Source organism: Streptomyces sp. NBC_00090 (genome assembly GCF_045160815.1).
Classification (GTDB): domain Bacteria; phylum Actinomycetota; class Actinomycetes; order Streptomycetales; family Streptomycetaceae; genus Streptomyces.
Genome location: NZ_CP108224.1, coordinates 6,592,408 through 6,611,781, shown reverse-complemented (window position 1 = coordinate 6,611,781; position 19,374 = coordinate 6,592,408). Strand labels below are relative to the sequence as shown.

Sequence of the window (19,374 nt, the reverse complement as noted above, 5' to 3'; positions counted from 1 at the left end):
CCTACCGCCTCCCGTCCAGGCCCCTTCACCCCGGGCCCAGGCCGGCGATGGAGCGGGTTCCGTGTACGGCCGCCGGAGAACGAGCGCGCCTGGCGTCGGGGCGCGCTCCCCAGCCGTGAGAAAGCGGTCGCGTGAGACCTGCTCCGCCCGGGCCATCACTCCTTCGCGAGGTCGAACCGCAGCGTCATCTTGGTGCTGACAAGTTCGTACCCAGCCAGGTTGGGCGCGCTGAATGGGTTGGGAAGAGGGGTGATACGTCGCCGAGCGTCGTCCAGGACGTCGGACACATAGACGATGGTGTACGTCTCATGCGGAGCGAGACGGGAGGCGCGAGCCACCTCCGAATCACCCAGAATGATCCTTCCGCTGCTGCCAACGGAAGCCTTCACCTCAAACAGATACGTCCGTCCGCCTTCATGAATGCGGAAGTCGTAGCCCAAGTGGTCGTCTCCCGTACCCGCAAGAACATGGCGGCGCAGACTCGATTTCCAGGAGACCTCGGGAGGAACACCGAACTGCACCTGGAGCCAGCGCGCTACAACTGCTTCCCCTGCAAGGCCGACCGCTGTGGTTGCGTCCGGGTCCGCCGGAGTAACACGTCCGCCCGAACCGCCGCCGGTTCCCTGATACCCAGAGCCCTGTGGCCGAGGCGCTCGGGGTGCTAGGCCCGCTACCTCCCGTGCAGGCGTGGCCAGTTGCTCGGCAGTGAGCCCTGCCCCCACTTTGTGAGCGAGCTCGCGAAGGTCGTCTCGCTGAATTGGCAGTGCCGTGCCGTTGAACATGAGACCGGAGGGTGGAACCACCGTCGCATGACCGGGTCCTGAGGTCGGAGCCAGCCCCGGGCGCTGTGCCGGAATCGGCGGATTCCGTTTCTCCAGTGCGAGATCCGCACGCCGATGCGCGACGGGCATACCTGTCGGCCAATGCCCGAGTTCACTCAGCCAGTTGGCAAGGTCCCGAGCTGAGGGAATCTCGAAGTCGAGCAAACCGTCGCCATCCTGCTCCTGGATGATCTCCGAGGCATCGGGGAGCGACTCCTCCCTTCCTCCCGTGTGCTGCACCCATTCCTCAACGAGACCACGCAGTCGCGGCAGATGCGTGTGGATCGCCGCGATGGTCCCTTCGCGCACTTCGACGAGTGGGCGCAGCGGTGTAGTTGTCGGCTGACAGGGCGACGTCGGCATGTGGGTTGCCACCCAGCTGTCCGCGCGGGCTGCCAGGAGCTCAGAGGACAGATTCCAGTACGTCGTGTGCCAATCCGCGTCGGGCGCAAGGCCGGGCAGCACGCGCAGGCGGACGTATTCGGAAAGGTCACCGCCGGAGCGGAAAACATGAGCGAACGCATCCCTGACTCGTTCTTGGAGTGCCGGTCGTTCCCGCTCCAGCCATGCCTCGAACTGACGGTGGTGCCCGGCCCGATTGTCGATGACGGGGAGGCCCAGGGTGCGCCAAGCTCGATTCGCGGTGGCCAAGGGGACGTCAAGAAGTTCCAGTTGGCGTGACCGGTCATCGTCGTCGAGCAGCCCCAGGAGCATGTCGACACGGCCCGGATCGAGTCGACTCACCAACCACTCGCGGAGTTGGGCCCGGTCGTTGAAGCTTTCCATGCGGCGGCGCAGTTCCTCCGCGCCGTCGATATCGACGCAGGCAAGCAGGGGTAGCAGTTGGGCGCTGCCGGAGCGCCGGGACGCACGGTCCGCGACGACGAGTTCGAGCCGCCCAAGCGGGATGCCGAGCGCGGCGGCAACGTCCCCGTCAGTGATCGCTTCAGTCCGAGGGCAGCGATCGGCCAGTTCAGAGAGGGCCGTACGCAGCTGTGCGGCCAAGTAGGGCGTACCGATCAGTGTGCTGATCGCCGTGGCCGCATGCCGCAGCACGTGCCAGGGAGTAAGCGCCCCGGTGTGTCGTATGACGAGGCAGGGCTCGTCAGGGTCCTGGTACAGGAGACAGCGTTCTGCATCGGATGCCTCAACGCGGTGCCCGGCGATCCAGATGACGAGGTTCTGCGTCACGGTGAACACACACGCCTGGAGCAGGCGATCGACCTCCGGCAGGAACACGGGGTCCTGCCGGGAGGCGCGCTCCTCGTCGAGGTCCACCACCGCGGTCACGAGAGTCTTCAGCCACGCACCGGCGTAGCCGACAAGTGATTCCCTAGGGGCTTGTCGGGCGGGAAGTACACCGACGCTGATCTCCAGTTCCGCCTCGCCGGCGCAACGTACCTCGAAGTGCGACCGCGCCTGCAGGAATGCCACGATCCGACGACCCAGCGCCTTGTCCATGATGGGCAGCACCGGAACCGGCGCCCGTTCAAGCAGCTTGTGTTCCTGTACTCCTTGAGGGTCTGGCACATACACGGTCTCGCCTTCCTCGGACCCCTCTTCATGAATCTCCAGCGCGTCCGCTCGCGAGAGAAGAAGGCAGGACGGAGCCATCGTTCCTGCCCGCACGGCAGGCTCGTGCACCGGGAGCAGTTCCGCCCACGCCTTCTCGTACTCGCGGCTCACCTCGTACCGGTGAACCCCTGTGCGTAGATGTGGATGCCGGTGTACGAGAGCGGGCAGCTCCTTGACTCGGTCGCTCGCCGTTTTCGGGTCGTCCCAGGAGCGGATGCCAAGGAGGCGCAGCCGATCGAGCACCCTAGGGGTGTGCCTGCGGCGCAGGGCGGCGGTCACGACGCCCACGTAGTTGGGCGGGGGCTGCTCGCTCGACCACCACCATGCGGTGTCGGCGGCTGCGAAGGTACCGTCGTCCGTCCCGACCGGGGTCTGGGGAATCCATTCCTCCTGAGTGAGGAAGACCGCAAGGGGAGTCGGCCACCGAGTGCCGGACCTGTCGGATGACCGGACGAACCTCATCTCCAGGTCGGTGTCACCCCAGGTCGCCAAGCCGTGGACGATGAGTTCCGCGTACAGCCTGCGGCTGTGGTCGTCGAAAGCGTCATAGTCGTGCTGGCCGGGCAGCACGGGCAGCCAGGTACGCGCCGGGTGATAGTCCACGGTCTCGTACGCGACCTGGCTGCGACCGGGCCAACGCAAGGCGGCGTCCCGCCACTGGTCCCGGAAGCCGGCTCTGGCGGTGCTGTTCGACATTCCCGCGAAGAACTGCGGCCTGTTGAGAGCTGAGCCCCGCACGCTGCCTCGGGACTGCTCGTAGCGCGGTCGCAAACCATGGTGTACACCCTGGTGTTCGAGGAACCGTCGCATGGCATCCGCTGAGATACCCGTATTGGCGCAGATCTGGTCCGCGGTTCTCAGCAGCCGCTTTGCGGTCGTCCTCAAGGCCGGCACATCGCGAATACCTTCGAGGAAGCGGACGAGGGTATCGTCCACCAGTTGCTCCTTGCCCGGCCATCCGCGGCCGAACATGGCCTGGTCGGCATTCAGCCATCCGTCGCGGACCGGCACGGGGAAGTCTGCAAGTTTGGGCGGGCGGCTGAGCGTGCCGGATACCGCGCAGGCGTAGAGGAGGCACTGGTGCCGAGTGTCCTCGTCCTGCCTGTCTTGCTGCATGACCGAGCTGACGGCGCGCAGGACGGACTCCGGTTCGTACGCATGGACCAGCCGCTGTGAACGCAGCCAGCGCAACCCTGTCGGTCGGCGCTTGCCACGTCGGGCAGAGCTGTGGATCGCTCCGTGGAGGAAGGAGACTTTGCCCGACAGGCCGTCGGGCAGGGTGGGCAGGGTGGGTGACTCCGCACGGCCCGGCTCCAGGAAGACAGCGTCATGGCCCGCCGATGCCAGGGTTTCCTCGGAGGTCAGGATGATTGTCTTACCGGACAAGGAGGCGCCATCGGGGAAGGATTCAGACAAGTCGGCGTAGTAGTCAGCCCATCGGTCCGCGTCGAACTCGTCGCGCTGCATCGCCGCTGCCAGTTGCTCCGCCCATCTCAGGGTCACGGTCCGCGGCGGGGGCAAGGGATACCTGCGGGCTTCGGCGAGAGCGAGCAGGCGTCGCCGACGGACCGGTTGCAGTCCTGGATCGATGAGGTTCGGTGTACCGATAGCCGCGAGGACTGCGGGTGTGAAGGCCCGCGACGAGTCCGGGCACTTCCACAAGTATCCCTTCTTCAGCGAGGTTCGCTCCCCCGAAGGCGCGAGTACGGGCATGAACGGGATGCCGTCCAAGTCCTCGCCGAGGTGTTGGCAAGATGTTCCCAGGCGATCCAGGTGGGCGGGCGCCCAGCACATCAGATCGACAAGCGCACCCGCGGGGACATCGACCCGGCCCTCGCCAGCGAGCAGGACCGCTCTGGCGCATGCCGTCGCGGCAGTATCGAGCAGCAGGTCGTTCCAGGGGTTCGCCTCGTTGAATGACCGTCGATTGAGCTCGACGAAGAACGGCGCGTGCACGAACCCAGGTATCGGGCAAGGTGCTTGTGTCCCCATAGGCAGGAAAGCGTAGAGGCGCCCATCCGGCAGCGGTTCTCCCGCCGGGACGGCCACGCACACCTCGGCCTTCTTTTCCAACGCCGTCCAGTCGGCACTCATGGAACCGTCTCGTATGTTGGACGCTATCGCGTCTCGAGCCAGTCCTTCGTCGACCCTGGCCCGCACGACGATCAGGCGCATCCGCCCGCGCAACGTGATCTCCTGGACTTTGAGTCCTCGGAATCCGTACAGCGGCCGAACCTTTCGGTCGTAACGCTTGCGCTGTCGGCCGCTCTCCGACCGGATGTCCAGCGTCACCTGAACGAGCCGATCCAAAAACAGCTCGAACGGTGCTGTGCCGTCCATGAGTTCACGGATCTGTGCACGGGCCGCCTCTCGCGCCTCAGCCGAGCGCAACGGCACCCTGACTACGGTGACGAAGCCGCGTGGGCCGAAACGCCGGACCGTTTCCGGGACCGCTTCGAGGACGACCGGCACCCTGAGGCGAGGCAGGTTCTCGTGCAGGAGGCCCGACGGGTCCTGCACGCCAGAAACGATCTGCTCGGCCAGGCGGTCAATGTCCTCTGGCAGGGCGAAGCGAAAGCGGTATCCGTCAAAGACCTTGGAGCCGACCTGTGCGACGCTGTACAGCTCGGGGGCCTCGCTGAAGTGCAAGACGCTCTTGAAGCCCACTCCCTTGTGGCCGATGCCTTCCTCAGGGCGTTTGCTGGAACGCCCGATACGGCACAACGCGTTGAAGTTACGTGTGCTGAACGGACGGCCTCCGTTGGCGACGTAGAGGACACCGTGTTCGCCCTCTTGCTCGTCCAGGACGATCTCGACCCGACCATCGGCGGAATGTGAGGAATGGGCGTCATGGGCGTTCTGTAGCAGCTCGATCAGCCCGCGCCCCTGGTACTCGGGCGAGATCATCCGATCGACGATCTCCTTGAGTTCCCGGTACACCTCTGGATCCCGCAGACAGCCCTCTACCTGTGCAAGGGCACGGTCGTTGACATTTTTCCGCCAGGCAGCAGGCCGACTGCGTCCCACCGCGACCATGAAGAACCCCCACGAGTTGGCTACCCGGTGATCGTATCGATTCACCCCGCCGGTCAGCCGACTCAGCCAAGCACCGTGAGGTCGGAGAGATATCGCTACGGATCTCCGGTACTGCCGAGTCGAAGACACCCAGTTCCCGAACAGAGTTGGTCTGAAGAGGTCCTGTTACTTGGCCATCCAACATCGCTCCTGCCGGTTCCGGCAGCCCGCGCGCGGAACCCACAGGTGGTGACCCGGGCTCGACGTGAAGGGCGGCACCGGGACACGGCCCGCAAAACACAAGGGTCTCGGGTTCTCCGGAGGCACACAGAGCCGGCTTCGACTTCGCCAAGGCGAACGATTTGCTGATTACCCGTGCGCCCGGTCACGCCAGGATGGGCGGGTTCGACAAGACGGATTCCGGCCGGAGGCACTCCGGTTAAGAGGCTGGAAACTCATGTTCCCCGTGGGTGGCGGGCTCGCGCTCTCACGCGTGGTGGCGCCCGGGCCGCCGAAGTCGCCTTGCTCCGGTCGGTGTTGCCGTGAAAGCTTTCTTCGCACAAGCATTTTAGGAAATGTTGTGCGTACGGGGGAGTTGGGTTCATGGCTGTCACGGTGCCGGACTGGGCGGACACACTCCTTGACCTGGTGGGGGTGAACTGGCCCAACGTGGACGAGGACGCCTACCGGGAGATGGCGGACGCGCTGCGGGAGTTCGCGGACGACCTCGCCGACGACGGCCAGCTCGCCAACAACCACATGGAGCGCCTGCTGTCGTCGGGTCACGGCGAGGCGATGGACGCGCTGAACGAGCACTGGGGCAAGGTCAAGGGCAAGCACCTCAAGGACATCGTGTCCGGGGCCCGTACGATCGCGGGCGCACTCGACATGGCGGCGGGCGCGATCGAGGCCATGAAGTGGAAGGCGGTCGCGGAGCTCGGCATCCTGGCTGGCCAGACCGGTTTGGCCATGGCGCTGATCCCGGTGACCGGTGGTCTGTCGGCATTGCTCGGCGCCGGTGCGATCGCCTACACGAAGAAGCAGCTGCTGAAGTTCATCACGGGCGCGATGGAGGAGGCGGTCGGTCACATCGTCGGGGTGATGACCGAACCGGCGGTGGCGGCGCTGGAGAACATGGCCGCGGATCTGGTGGTCCAGGTCAGTATGGACGCCCTGGGCGTCCAGAACGGGGTGAACCTCGACCAGACGAAGCAGGCCGGGAAGGACGGCTTCGACCAGGGTGTCCAGGGCGCGAAGCAGGGCCTGAACCTCGCCTCGGTCGACGGGGGCGGCGGCGGTCGCCCGGGGGGCAACGGCTTCCACATCGAGCACGACGAGCACGACAACGCCGGTACGAAGCTGAACGGTGTGAGCGTCGGGATCCACGGCAAGACCGCCGGGAAGCTGACGAAGGCGAAGACGGCTCAGGGCCGCAACAAGGGCCGGGACAGCATCGCCGACGCCCTGGACCCGGTCATCGAGAAGGCCATGGGCGCCCTGGAGAAGTCCGCCAACACGATGGGCGACCACGTCGGCAAGACCCTGCCGAGGGTCGTGAAGCAGATATCCGTCGACCACAAGAACAACGACGACGCCATCCGCGACCGCCTCGTCCGCCAGCGCAGGAGCACCGACGACGAACACGGCCCGAACGGCAGGCCTGGCACCGGCAACCGCAAGGCCGACGGCCTCGGCACGGCACAGGCAAGGCCGGAGCCGCTGAGGGATGCCGCCTCCGATCCACGCCGCCACGGCATCGAGCTCAGGAAGAAGACCTGCGAGACCGACCCGGTCGACGTCGCTACCGGCGAGATGACCCTGCGGCAGACGGACCTGTCCCTGCCGGGGAGCCTTCCGCTCGTCCTCAGCCGCACACACCTGTCGGATTACCGCTACGGCCACTGGTTCGGCCGCAGCTGGGCCTCCACCCTGGACGAACGCCTCGAACTCGACCCCCTCGGCGCCGGCGCGGTCTGGGCCCGTGAGGACGGCTCCCTCCTCGTCTACCCGAACCTGCCCGCGCCCGGTGGCGAGCCTGTCCTGCCCCTGGAGGGCCCGCGCCTCGCGCTGCTCCACGGCGGACAGGTCGAGGACCGAACGACCTACCAGGTCACCGACCCGCACACCGGACTCACCCGGTCTTTCACCGGCAGCCCCTACCACGCCTCCATCGGCTACTGGCTCACCGAGGTCAAGGACCGCAACGACAACCACATGGCCTTCTCCCGCCACCCCGACGGCACCCCGACCGCTGTCACCCACAGCGGCGGATACACGGTCCAGGTCACCACCGAGAACGCCCGCGTCCACGCGCTTGCCCTGCGCACACCCGAGGGCCCGGTCACCGTCATGCGCTTCGGCCACGACGAGCGCGGCAACCTCACCGAGGTCGTCAACTCCTCCGACCTGCCCTTGCGGCTCAGCTACGACCCCGACGGCCGGATCACCTCCTGGACCGACCGCAACGGCTCCGCCTACCGCTACGCCTACGACGCCGCCGGCAGGGTCGTGCGCACCGTCGGCCCCGACGGCTGCCTCTCCGCGACGTTCGTGTACGACACACACCCCGAGACCGGCGACCGGATCACCCGCTTCACGGATTCGACGGGCGCGGCAAAGGTCTACGTCCTCAACGACCGCCTCCAGGTCGTCTCGGAGACCGACGCGCTGGGCCATACGATCCGCCGGACCTGGGACCGATACGACCGTCCCCTCTCTCTCACCGACCCTCTCGGCCACACCACTACGTACACCTGGGACGAGCAAGGCAACCGGACGGGGATCACCTGGGCCGACGGACAGACCTCCACGGCTTCCTACGACGAGCGGAATCTCCCCACGACGGTCAGCGCACCTGGTGGAGCCGTACGGGCGCTGGCCTACGACGACCGCGGCAATCGAACGGTCGAGACCGATCCGACCGGCTCCACCACACTCTTCACCTATGACCGGGCAGGGCGACTCACAGCCGTCGAGGACGCACTGGGAAACGTGACCCGCGTGCGGTGCGACAGCGCCGGGCTCCCCGTCATGGTGACCGACCCACTCGATGGACTCACCCGGTACGAGCGGGACTCCTTCGGGCGCCCCGTGCGCATCACGGACGCGCTCGGCGCGACCACTCATCTCGAATGGACTGTGGAGGGCAGGCCCGCCCGCCGCGTCGAGCCCGACGGTACCCAGCAGTCCTGGACGTACGACGGAGAAGGGAACTGTGTCGCCCACACGGACGCCATGGGCGCGGTCTCCCGCTTCGAGTACACCCACTTCGACAAGCTGTCCGCGCGTACCGGACCTGACGGCGTCAGGTACGAGTTCGCGTATGACACCGAGCTGCGCCTCACGGCGGTCACCGACCCTCGGCGCCTGACCTGGCGGTACGCGTACGACAGTACGGGCCGACTCGTCTCCGAGACGGATTTCGACAGACGCGTGCTGTCCTACGCCTACGATGCCGCGGGGCGCCTGACCGAACGTCTCAACGGTGCGGGGCAGCGGGTCGGGTTCGCCTACAACGAGCTCGGCCAGGCCACGAGCAAGGACGCCTCCGGCACCGTGACGGCCTACGCCTACGACGACGCCGGGCGCATCGCACGGATCACGGGCCCGGACGCGGAACTGAGCCGGACCCGGGACCTGAGCGGACGCGTCATCTCGGAGACCGTCAACGGCAGGACGACGACTTTCGCCTACGACGCGGCGGGCCGTCGCATCGCGCGCACCACACCCACCGGAGCCCACTCCAGCTGGACCTATGATGCCGCCGGCCGCCGGACCTCGCTCCGGACCAACGGGCGGACCATCACCTTCGAATGGGACGCGGCCGGGCATGAGCTGGCCCGCCGCATTGGTGAGTCGGTCGCGGTCACCCAGACGTTCGACACGCAGGGCCGGGTGGCCGTCCAGCACGTCACCGGTCGGGGCCGTCCGGCACAGCACCGCACGTATACCTACCGTGCGGACGGCCATCTCGTCGGGGTCGACGACCGGCTCTCGGGGAGCCGCCGTTTCGACCTCGACGCCGGAGGCAGGGTCACCGCGGTCACCGCCGAGGGATGGTCCGAGCGGTACGCCTACGACGAGACCGGCAGCCAGACCGAGGCCTCCTGGCCCGCGTCCCATCCCGGCCAGGAGGCCACCGGCCGCCGGGCCTACTCCGGCACACGTCTCATCGAGGCGGGAAACGTGCGCTACGAGCACGACGCACAGGGGCGCGTTGTGCTTCGCCGGCAGAAGCATCTCTCGCGGAAGCCCAGCACCTGGCACTACACGTGGGATGCCGAAGACCGCCTCGTTTCGGTCACCACACCCGACGGTGCTCGGTGGCGCTACGCGTACGACCCCGTCGGCCGGCGCATCGCCAAACAACGTCTGGCCGCGGACGGTGCGAGCATCGTGGAGCGGACCGACTTCACCTGGGACGGCAGCACTCTCTGCGAGCAGACCACCCGCGCGGACTTCCTGCCACACCCGGTCACTCTCACCTGGGACCACGACGGTCTGCGGCCCCTGGCCCAGACCGAACGGATCCTGGGGCGGGACACGCCCCAGAGTGAGGTCGACACACGCTTCTTCGCCATCGTGACCGACCTCGTGGGCACCCCCAGCGAACTCATCGACGAGAAGGGCGACATAGCCTGGCGCACTCGAGGCACGCTCTGGGGCGGCACGACCTGGGCCGCCACCAGTACGGCGTACACGCCCCTGAGGTTTCCCGGCCAGTACTTCGATCCGGAATCGGGTCTGCACCACAACTTCCGTCGGCACTACGACCCGCAGACCGGTCGTTATCTCTCCCCGGACCCCCTCGGCCTGGCGCCCGCCCCGAACCCGGCGGTCTACGTCCACAACCCGCACACCTGGAGCGACCACCTCGGGCTCGCACCCGAGTGTCCTGACGACGACACACAGTCCCTCTGGAAGGCGCCGCAGAGGAATCAAGGCGATGCCCAGGAAAGAGACGGATATCTGGAGGAGAACTTCCCCGGCGGCCCGGACGACCCCTACATGAACGGCCTCGTCTACTTCGCGAAGGAACGGGAACTCGCCGAGAAGTACGCACCTCACTACGGTGAAGGAATCATCGAGGTGAGGATTCCGAAGGCGGACTACGATGCACGCTACGCACAATATGAGCGCCCATACGAAGGCGGCCCACTGACAGAGCTTGAGATACCGAACACCGTGGTGGAAGAGCTCAACAAATACCCAAGGATCCGACACAAGTGACGCATGCAGAATCATGGCAGAAGGCCAAGGACAGGTACCCAGTCGGCTCCACCGCGCGGGGAGTCGTCAAAGCCCGTTTCAACTTCGGCGTATTCCTCGAGCTGGAGGAAGCACCTGCGGTAAAAGGGTTCGTCGACGTCGTGTCGTACAACCCGGGCGATCCGGGCAGCGAGACTCCGGCACCACTCCCGGAGGTCGGTGAAACAGTCGAGGGGACCGTGGTGAGCCTGGTCGACCGCGACCAGCAGATTCGACTTCAGGTCGGGCCGCCGCCCTGGGAAGGTCGGCCCCGGACGGAGTGAGGTGACGCGGGCGTCGTGCTACCGCTAGACCCGGCCAAGCCACTGATTCCCAATCATGTTTGTCAAGCGGTCTGGTGACGTGGAATGAGCTGGTCAAGCCGGTGCGTGAGCGGGTGCTGGAGGTGCTGTGGTGAAGGTGCGATGGTCGCGTATCAGCGCCCAGAGGACGTCGAGGCGGCGGCGGGCGAGGGCGAGGATCGCCTGCTTGTGGCTCTTACCTTCGTTTCGCTTGCGGTCGTAGAAGGTCTTCGAGGTGGGGCAGAACCGGGCGGCGATCTGGGCGGAGAGGTAGAAGACGCGTAGGAGTCGGCGGTGGTAGCGGTGTGGTCGGCGCATATTGCCGCTGATGCGTCCGGAGTCCCGCGGGACCGGTGCGAGGCCGGCGACCCCAGCGAGACGACCCGAGCTGCCGAAGGCGTCCATGTCCCCTCCGGTGCAGGCGATGAATTCGGCCCCGAGCAAGGGGCCCATGCCGGGCATGCTGAGGATCACCTCCGCGTCGCGGTGCTCGCCGAACCGGGCCGCGATCTGCCTGTCGATGTCCGCGATCTCCTCGTCCAGCGTCAGCACCGCCTTGGCGAGGGTGTGCACCACGGCCGCGGCGGTGCTCTCGCCCGCCACGGCTGTGTGCTGGGCCTGAGCCGCGGCGACGGCGGTGTCAGCGATGGCCTGGGCGCCACGGACTTTGCGGTTCTTCAGCCATGTCGCCAGCCGGCTCGTGCCGGTCCGCCGCAGGCCGGCGGGTGTCTGGTAGCCGGTGAGGAGGATGAGTGCGGCCTTGGACGCGGCGTAGTCGAAGGCCCGCTCGAGGGCGGGGAAGTACTCCAGGAGCTGGGCTCGCATCCGGTTGATGGCGCGGGTGCGGTCGGCGGCGAGGTCGTAACGGCGGGCGGTGAGGATCTTCAAGTCCACCGCGATCTCGTTCCACTCCTGCAGCGGCTGAAGATCCCGGCGCATCCGTGCCTGATCGGCGATGACGTAGGCGTCCTTCGCATCCGTCTTGCCATCGCCCCGGTAGCCGCGAGACGCGTGGTGAACAGTGCGGCCGGGGATGTAGAGGAGTCGCTGGCCGTGGCTTGCCAGCAGGGCGATCAGAAGCGCGGCACCACCGGCATTCAGATCGACCGCCCAGGTCACGGGGCTGCCCTCGGCCAATACGAGGACGTCGCTTATCAGTTCCAGCAGTTCGGGTTCGTTGTTCGGCACCCGGCGCGAGAGTGCCTTCGTCCCGTCCATGTCGATCACCGTGCAGTGATGCGCGGCCTTGCCGGCATCCGTCCCCGCCCAGAGCTCGGGCACCCGAGCCTCCCTCGTCGATGGGTTGACTGGTCCCTGCAGACGACCACGCCGACGTGTCCTTACGAAGCGATCTGTGTTCGCTCATCCCAATGAGTGGCCGTGTCGTCGCGGGGCGCTGGGCGGCCAATCAGTCAAAGCCACACCCACGGCATGAGCGTTTTAAGCCACACCCAGGCCCCTGGGTCTCCCGATCGTACGAAGGACCGGAATCAACCCGCCAACACGGTAAGGAGCGTTTTCAACGTTGCCTCTCCAGGGTGAGGACGGCTTTGGCGATGACGGTCATGCGGTTGGGGCTGATGCGGGATCTGCGGAAGATCTGCCAGGACTTCAGCCGTGCCATCCCGCGTTCGACCGGTGCCCTCGCCGCAGCCAGGGCCCGGTTGACGGTGCGCTGGGTGAGGGTGAGTTCGCCGCCCGGTGGGCGTTTGAGTCCGGTGGTGAGCCAGGGGCCGGCGCCCTGGTAGGCGCGGTCGGCGAGGATGGGGACGCCTTGGCGTTCGCAGATCCGGATTATGCGGTGGGTGCGGGCTGCGGTCAGGTCGTGGGTGCGGCCCGGCAGTGCGGGCGAGATCCACAGGACCTCACCGGTGGGGTCGGTGACGACCTGGACGTTCACGCCGTGTCGGCGGTGCTTGGCCGAGTAGTCGGCCCGGCTGTCGCCGACTCGGTCGCACTCGGCGAGGGTCCTGTCCAGCAGGACGAACTCCGGATCATGCTCGCGCAGAGTCTTGAGCAGGCCCGGGGCCCGGTCGGCGAGCAGGCCGGTCACGGCGGTGACACACGCGTGGGCGGTGCCGACGGATATCCCGAACCCGGACGCGATCCGGGCGAGGGTGTCGTGGCGGCGCAGGTACACCAGAGCGACGAGCGCACGCTGGTGTGGCGGGAGCTTGCACCGTCGGTCACCCTCACGGGTGACGACGAGCATCGTGACCCACTCGACAAGGGCATGCGGGAGGTCGAGTGCGGCAGGATAGGGAACCAACGAGGCTCCTGTGCCGGCGGGTTGAGACTTCGAACACCTCCACCAACGGCACGGGGGCCTTGTGTGTTGCGGCCCTCACCTCAACCTCACCGGCGTCATCCGATCAGTGGCCACGCTGAAAACGCTCACTGCAGGATTTCGTAGCCGCCGGTCGGGACTGCACGCGTACTCGTGGCAGTCCGTCAGCCTCGTGCAGGCCGAACGTGGGCAACAGGTCGAGCTGGGGACCTATTGCCGCAGTGGGCTCCGTCATGCTCTCCGCGCGAATTTACGACGGTGTCTCGGCCCCCTGTCCGGGCTGGAAGGCCTCGACGTGCGTGGGAGCACAGTCACAGACTGCCCGCTATGTGGGCCGCCCCACCGTGTCACCGAGGTGATCTCCGGCTACGAACTCTTGCCAGAGCCACGTTCACGCGCCGACAGCCGCCACCGCCCCTCCTTATTTCCAGCAAAATGACGCCACACTTGCGGGCTGAATCGGGACGCCCGTCCAAGTCGCAGCCGACAACAGTACCTTGGAGCTGTCAGGCGTTGCTGACCGGGAGGACGTCCGGGGACAGTACGCCGGCCCGGGCCGAGGCCGAGGTCATGTGGCGGCGGTGGTGACGGCGGCAGAGGACCTCGTAACCGATCTCCTCCGACGGCCGGTTCACGTCCCCGACCACGACCTGCTCACCCTCGACGACCATCTCGCCGCCCACCGTACGGGCGTTGTGCGTGGCCCGCGCGCCGCACCAGCACAGGGCCTCGACCTGGAGCTGCTCGATCCGGTCCGCCAGCTCGATCAACCGCTGCGAACCGGGGAAGAGCTTCGTCCGGAAGTCCGTCGTGATGCCGAAGGCGAAGACGTCCATGTCGAGGTCGTCGACGATACGGGCGAGCTGGTCGATCTGGTCCGGGGCGAGGAACTGCGCCTCGTCCACGATCACGTAGTCCGCCTTGCCGCCCTGTGAGAGCTGGCCCACCAGATAGGCGTACAGGTCCATGCCCTCGCCTGCCTCGACCGCCTCCGTCACAAGACCGAGCCGGGAGGAGAGCTTGCCCTCGCCCGCCCTGTCATCGCGAGTGAAGATCACGCCCTGAAGCCCCCGGGCTGACCGGTTATGTCCAATTTGGAGCGCCAAAGTGCTCTTCCCGCAATCCATGGTTCCGGAGAAGAAGACCAGCTCGGGCATGACGGGTCGGGGACCTTTCAGGTCGTGGGAGGGGACGGGCGGCGCAGGGGTCAGGAACGGACTTCGAGCAGCGGGACGAGCTGCTCCGCGGGGGTCATGGACCCGTGCATGCCGACCATCGCCGACTCGTGGGGCTCGTTGACGGACGCCGTGATCGCGACGTCGCCGTCGGCCGCGGCGACCACGTCACCGATCCGGCCGTACACCCGCTCGTCGATCTCGTCGCCGAACCAGCCCAGGGCGATGGCCTCGTCGCGGCTCGCCACCCAGAACTGCTCTCCGATCACCTCGCGCCAGCAGGTGAGGACGTCCGCCTCGGCACCCGGTACCGCGTACACGTGGCGGGCCCGGCCCTCGCCGCCGAGCAGGGCGACGCCCGCGCGCAGCTCCCAGTCCTCGTCGAAGTCGATGCGGTGCTCTTCGTCGAAGGGGATGTCGACCATGCCGTGGTCGGCCGTGACGTAGAGGGCGGAGCGCGGCGGCAGCTGCTCGGCGAGACGCTGCACGAGCCGGTCGACGAACATCAGCTGGCCGCGCCAGGCGTCGGAGTCGATGCCGAAGCGGTGTCCGGCGCCGTCGAGTTCGCTGTAGTACGTGTAGACCAGCGAGCGGTCGCCGGCGGCGAGCTGCTCGGCCGCGAAGTCCATGCGCTCCTCGCCGGAGAGCCGCCCGTGGAACGTTCCGCCGCTGAGCGCCACCTGCGTGAGCGGGGTCTGCTCGAAGATCGGGGAGGAGACCTGGGCGGTGTGGATCCCGGCCTCGTGCGCGAGCTGGAAGACGGTGGGGTACGGCTGCCAGACGCGCGGCGCGGTCCACGGCTTCCAGCGCAGCTGGTTCATCAGGTCGCCGGTGGCGGGGTTGCGGACGGTGTAGCCCGGCAGTCCGTGCGTACCGGGGTAGCGGCCGGTGCCGACCGAGGCGAGCGAGGTCGCGGTGGTCGCGGGGAAGCCGGCGGTGACCGGGCGGCCCGTGCCGCCGCGCGAGGAGCCGAGGAGCGAGGTCAGATAGGGCGCCTCGTCCGGGTGGGCCTTGATCTGCTCCCAGCCGAGGCCGTCGATCAGGAAGACGCAGTTCCGGTCGGCCGGGGCGAGCTCGGCGATCCGCGGGGTGAAACCGGGCACGCCCTGTCCCGCGACGAGCGTCGGAAGCAGGTCGCCGAGGGAGCCGAAGGTGTACTCGGGCAGCGGGGCGGTGTCGAGCGCCAGCGGGACCGGATCGTCGGGCCAGCCGTGGGCCACGGCGGTGGGCTGGACCATCAGCGGGTGGTGGCGGCGGTGGCCGCGATGGCTTCGGAGAGTGCCTGGGCGAAGGCCAGGGTCTGCCGGACGGTGTCCGGACCGTCGCCGGCCTCGCTCACCCGCAGGCTGAGGTCGTCGGCGGTGGCGTTGCCCGTGTAGCCGTGGTCGGCGTCACAGTTGGCGTCGCCGCAGGCGGCGGGCTCCAGGTCGATGCGGGAGACGGCGCCCCAGCCGATGGTGAGGACCACCTCGCGGGGCAGCGTGCCCGGGGTGTACGACTCGGGGTTGGCGACGACGCGGCTGACGACGACCGACGAGATCCGGTCGAGCTTCACGGACTCGGTGGACGTCGTGGCGTACGGCGTCGGGGAGCTGGTGTCGGCGGCCTGCTCGTCGGTGTGGCTGACGATGAAGCGGTGCGGCGTCAGGACGAGGACGGTGACGTGGCGCCGGACCTCGTTCGCGTCGAAGGTGGTCTCCTGGTGGACCACGTACGACGCGACGGCCTCGCCGCCGACGGCGGCCTCCACCGCCTCGGCCACGAGGGCCGGGTAGTAGCCGCTGCGCTCGATCGCCGCGCGCAGCCCCTGGGTCGTCGTACCGCTCTTTGCCATGGACTCCATCCTACGGGGCCGTGGGGCCCCTTCCGGTCCTCAGTAACTCGGCAGGCGGCGCGGGCCGAGGTCGGTACGGGGCGGCGGCGGGGCGAGCCGGACGGTGGCCCCGAGGACGGAGAGTCCGCCGGAGGCCACGACGACCGGCTCCAGGGAGACGGCCACCACCTCGGGGTGGTCGTCGACGAGCCGCGAGACCCGGAGCAGGAGCTCCTCCAGGGCGGGGGTGTCGACCGGGGCCGAGCCGCGCCAGCCGAAGAGCAGCGGGGCGGTGCGGATGGAGCGTACGAGCTCGGCCGCGTCCCGGTCGGTGGCCGGCACCAGTCGGTGGGACATGTCGCCGAGGAGCTCCGAGGCCGCGCCCGAGAGGCCGAAGGAGAGGACGGCTCCGACGGCGGGGTCGATGGCGGAGCGGACGAGGGTGTCGACGCCCCGGGGCACCATCGCCTGGACGACCGGCTGGATCTCGGCGGGCTTGCCGAGGACCTCGGTCAGCTCGGCGTAGGCCGTACGGAGCTGCTCCTCGGTGGCGAGGTCGAGCCGGACGCCGCCCAGGTCGGGGCGGTGGCGCAGGTGGGGCGCGGTCGTCTTGAGGGCGACGGGGTAGCCGAGGCGGCGGGCGGCGGCGACGGCCTCGTCGGGGGTGGGCGCGGGGAGGGTCGGCAGGACGGTGATCCCGTACCGCGCGAGCAGCTCCCCGGCCTCCCCGGTGTCGAGGGTCACACCCCGCGGGTCCGCGTCGCCGCCGGCGCCGAGGACCCGCTCGATGAGCGCGGCGGCCCCGGCCTCGTCGATGTCCTCGTACTCGGGCACCCGCCCGGGGTCGGCGGCCTGTCGCCGCCACTGCCCGTACCGCACGGCTTCGGCCAGCGCCCGCACGGCCCGCTCGGCGGCGGGGTAGGCGGGGATGGTGGCCTCCTGGGCGAGGACCGGCGCCGGGGCCGGGTCGGGGGCCGGGGCCGGGTCGGCGGGGGAAGCGGTGGCGGAGGGCGCCGGGGCGGGGCGGGTTCCCGCCGGAGCCGGGCGGGTGCCGGTCGCGGCCGGGCGGGTGCTCGTGGCCGCCGGGCGGGTGCTCGTGGCGACCGCGAGGGCCTCCGCGAGGCCGCCCATCTCCACGTGGACGACGACGACCGGTTTCGCCGGGGCCGGGGCGGAGGCGACGGCCTCGCGCAGGGAGGCCGCGAGGACCTCCCCGTCGCCGAACTCGGTGGCGCCGTCCTCCCCGACCCAGGGGATCGCGGTCACGACGACCGCGTCGGAGGTCTCGTCCGCGAGCGCCGCCGCCAGCGCCTCCCGGAAGTCCGCCGGCACCGCCGCCGTCGTCAGGTCGAGCGGCCTCAGCGGGCGCAGTCCCTCGGTCAGGCAGGCGTCGTACGTGAGGAGGCCGAGCGACTCGGAGTTGCCGAGGATCGCGACCCGGGGCCCGGCCGGCAGCGGCTGGGCGGCGAGGAGCAGTCCGGCGTCGACGAGTTCGGTGACGGTGTCGACACGGATCACCCCGGCCTGGCGGAGGAGGGCCGAGACCGTGGCGTGCGGGATGCGGGTGACCGGCACCCGGTGGCCGGGCGGGGCGCTGCCGCTGTGCCGGGCGCCCTTGACGACCACGACCGGCTTCACCGCGGCGGTGCGCCGGGCCAGCCGGGTGAACTTCCTGGGGTTGCCGATCGACTCCAGGTAGAGGAGGACGACGTCCGTCCCGGGGTCGTCGTACCAGTGCTGGAGGAAGTCGTTGCCGGAGATGTCGGCGCGGTTGCCGGCCGAGATGAAGGAGGAGAGGCCCGCGCCGCGCCGGTAGAGCCCGGCGAGGAGCGCGATCCCGATCGCGCCGGACTGGGTGAAGAGCCCGATCCGCCCGGGGGTCGGCATCTGGGGGGCGAGCGAGGCGTTGAGCCGGACGTCCTCGGAGGTGTTGATGATCCCGAAGGCGTTGGGTCCGATGATCCGCATCCCGTACGAGCGGGCCTGCCGGACGAGCTGGCGCTGCCGCTCGCGGCCCTCGGGCCCGCTCTCCGCGTAGCCGGCGGAGAGCACGACGAGTCCTTGCACTCCGTGCTCGCCGCAGTCCGCGACGACTTCCGGCACCCGGTCGGCGGGGACGGCGACGATCGCCAGGTCCACGGGCTCGCCGATGGCCCCGACGGAGGGGTGGGCGGGGACTCCGTCGAGCTCCGCCGGTCCGTCGGTGAGCGCGGCGTTCACCGCGTGGACGCGCCCGGTGAAACCGGCGCCGAGGAGATTGCGCAGGACGGTCCGGCCGACGCCGCCGGGTGCGCGTCCGGCGCCGACGACGGCGACGGAGCGGGGGGTGAGGAGCCGCTGCACGGACCGCGCCTCCGCGCGCTGTTCCCGGGCGCGCTGGACGGCGAGGGAGCGGACGGTCGGTTCGAGGTCGAGGTGGAGCCGTACGGAGCCGTCCTCGAAGCTCCGCTTCTGGGTGTAGCCCGCGTCGGTGAAGACCTTGATCATCTTGGTGTTGGCGGGGAGCACCTCCGCCGCGAAGCGCCGGATGTCCCGCTCGCGCGCGACGGCCGCGATGTGTTCGAGGAGGGCGGAGGCGACTCCGCGCCCCTGGTGGGCGTCCTGGACGAGGAAGGCGACCTCGGCCTCGTCGGCCGGGGCCGAGGCGGGCATCCCGCGGTCGTCGATGCGGTCGTAGCGGACGGTGGCGATGAACTCCCCGCCGACGGTCGCCGCGAGGCCCACCCGGTCGACGAAGTCGTGGTGGGTGAAGCGGTGGACGTCCTTGGCGGAGAGGCGCGGGTAGGGCGCGAAGAAGCGGTAGTACTTCGACTCGTCCGAGACCTGCTCGTAGAAGCTGACCAGCCGGTCGGCGTCATCGGCGGTGATGGGCCTGATGCGCGCGGTGCCGCCGTCGCGGAGCACCACGTCCGCCTCCCAGTGATCGGGGTAGGCGTGCTCCGGTGTTGCCGGCGGTGCCGGTCGATCCGCCGCTTCCGACTGCTCCGACGCGCTCTGCATGGGGCCAGCCTACGGCCGGGACACGACACCGGCACCGGTCGCGCGGCGGGTGCGCGCCGTGCAAGGTGGGGAAGGCCGAAGGGCGGTCCGGGCCGGGCCGAAGGTCGGCACGAGCACCGCGCACCGCATGAGAGACTGG

9 protein-coding genes are annotated in these 19,374 nt (G+C 68.9%); 2 read left to right on the top strand and 7 right to left on the bottom strand.

The features are described from left to right. Positions 1-155 precede the first annotated feature (155 nt). The gene (locus OG361_RS29640) at positions 156-5,336 is read right to left on the bottom strand and encodes a sacsin N-terminal ATP-binding-like domain-containing protein (protein WP_405858327.1); all 5,181 of its coding nucleotides are present in this window, start codon (positions 5,334-5,336) and stop codon (positions 156-158) included. A 678-nt stretch (positions 5,337-6,014) separates the two neighbouring features. Between OG361_RS29640 and OG361_RS29635 the strand changes: the two genes are divergently transcribed. Continuing rightward, positions 6,015-10,640: a DUF6531 domain-containing protein gene (locus tag OG361_RS29635; protein WP_405858325.1), complete on the top strand. Its 4,626-nt coding sequence runs from the start codon at positions 6,015-6,017 to the stop codon at positions 10,638-10,640. Further along, positions 10,637-10,942, top strand: a complete 306-nt coding sequence (locus OG361_RS29630; RefSeq protein WP_405858323.1) for a hypothetical protein — start codon at positions 10,637-10,639, stop codon at positions 10,940-10,942. The genes OG361_RS29635 and OG361_RS29630 overlap by 4 nt, the downstream gene beginning before the upstream one ends. Before the next feature lie 93 nt (positions 10,943-11,035). On the opposite strand, the gene OG361_RS29625 is transcribed toward OG361_RS29630, so the two are convergent. The 6 genes from OG361_RS29625 to OG361_RS29600 all read right to left on the bottom strand — a co-directional run bounded on the left by OG361_RS29625 (position 11,036) and on the right by OG361_RS29600 (position 19,235). After that, entirely contained in the window at positions 11,036-12,241 is a 1,206-nt protein-coding gene (locus OG361_RS29625; protein WP_405858321.1) for an IS110 family transposase, read from the bottom strand. 238 nt (positions 12,242-12,479) lie between these two features. Then, positions 12,480-13,229: a transposase family protein gene (locus OG361_RS29620; protein ID WP_405858319.1), complete on the bottom strand. Its 750-nt coding sequence runs from the start codon at positions 13,227-13,229 to the stop codon at positions 12,480-12,482. A 524-nt stretch (positions 13,230-13,753) separates the two neighbouring features. Next, positions 13,754-14,404, bottom strand: coding sequence for a thymidine kinase (locus OG361_RS29615; RefSeq protein ID WP_405858317.1), 651 nt, complete (start codon positions 14,402-14,404; stop codon positions 13,754-13,756). 50 nt (positions 14,405-14,454) lie between these two features. Beyond that, positions 14,455-15,660 (bottom strand): alkaline phosphatase family protein, encoded by a 1,206-nt coding sequence (locus OG361_RS29610; RefSeq protein ID WP_405858315.1) that lies wholly within the window; start codon positions 15,658-15,660, stop codon positions 14,455-14,457. Beyond that, positions 15,660-16,256, bottom strand: a complete 597-nt coding sequence (locus tag OG361_RS29605; protein WP_384567734.1) for a DUF5998 family protein — start codon at positions 16,254-16,256, stop codon at positions 15,660-15,662. Before OG361_RS29605 ends, OG361_RS29610 begins: the two co-directional genes overlap by 1 nt. Before the next feature lie 39 nt (positions 16,257-16,295). Next, positions 16,296-19,235, bottom strand: coding sequence for a GNAT family N-acetyltransferase (locus tag OG361_RS29600; RefSeq protein ID WP_405858312.1), 2,940 nt, complete (start codon positions 19,233-19,235; stop codon positions 16,296-16,298). Positions 19,236-19,374 lie beyond the last annotated feature (139 nt).

What these genes read in the sequence shown, in the direction of transcription:
- OG361_RS29610 (WP_405858315.1), bottom strand. Translation starts at nt 15,660, where the DNA reads ATGGTCCAGCCCACCGCCGTGGCCCACGGCTGGCCCGACGATCCGGTC.
- OG361_RS29635 (WP_405858325.1), top strand. Translation starts at nt 6,015, where the DNA reads ATGGCTGTCACGGTGCCGGACTGGGCGGACACACTCCTTGACCTGGTG.
- OG361_RS29605 (WP_384567734.1), bottom strand. Translation starts at nt 16,256, where the DNA reads ATGGCAAAGAGCGGTACGACGACCCAGGGGCTGCGCGCGGCGATCGAG.
- OG361_RS29600 (WP_405858312.1), bottom strand. Translation starts at nt 19,235, where the DNA reads ATGCAGAGCGCGTCGGAGCAGTCGGAAGCGGCGGATCGACCGGCACCG.
- OG361_RS29615 (WP_405858317.1), bottom strand. Translation starts at nt 14,404, where the DNA reads ATGCCCGAGCTGGTCTTCTTCTCCGGAACCATGGATTGCGGGAAGAGC.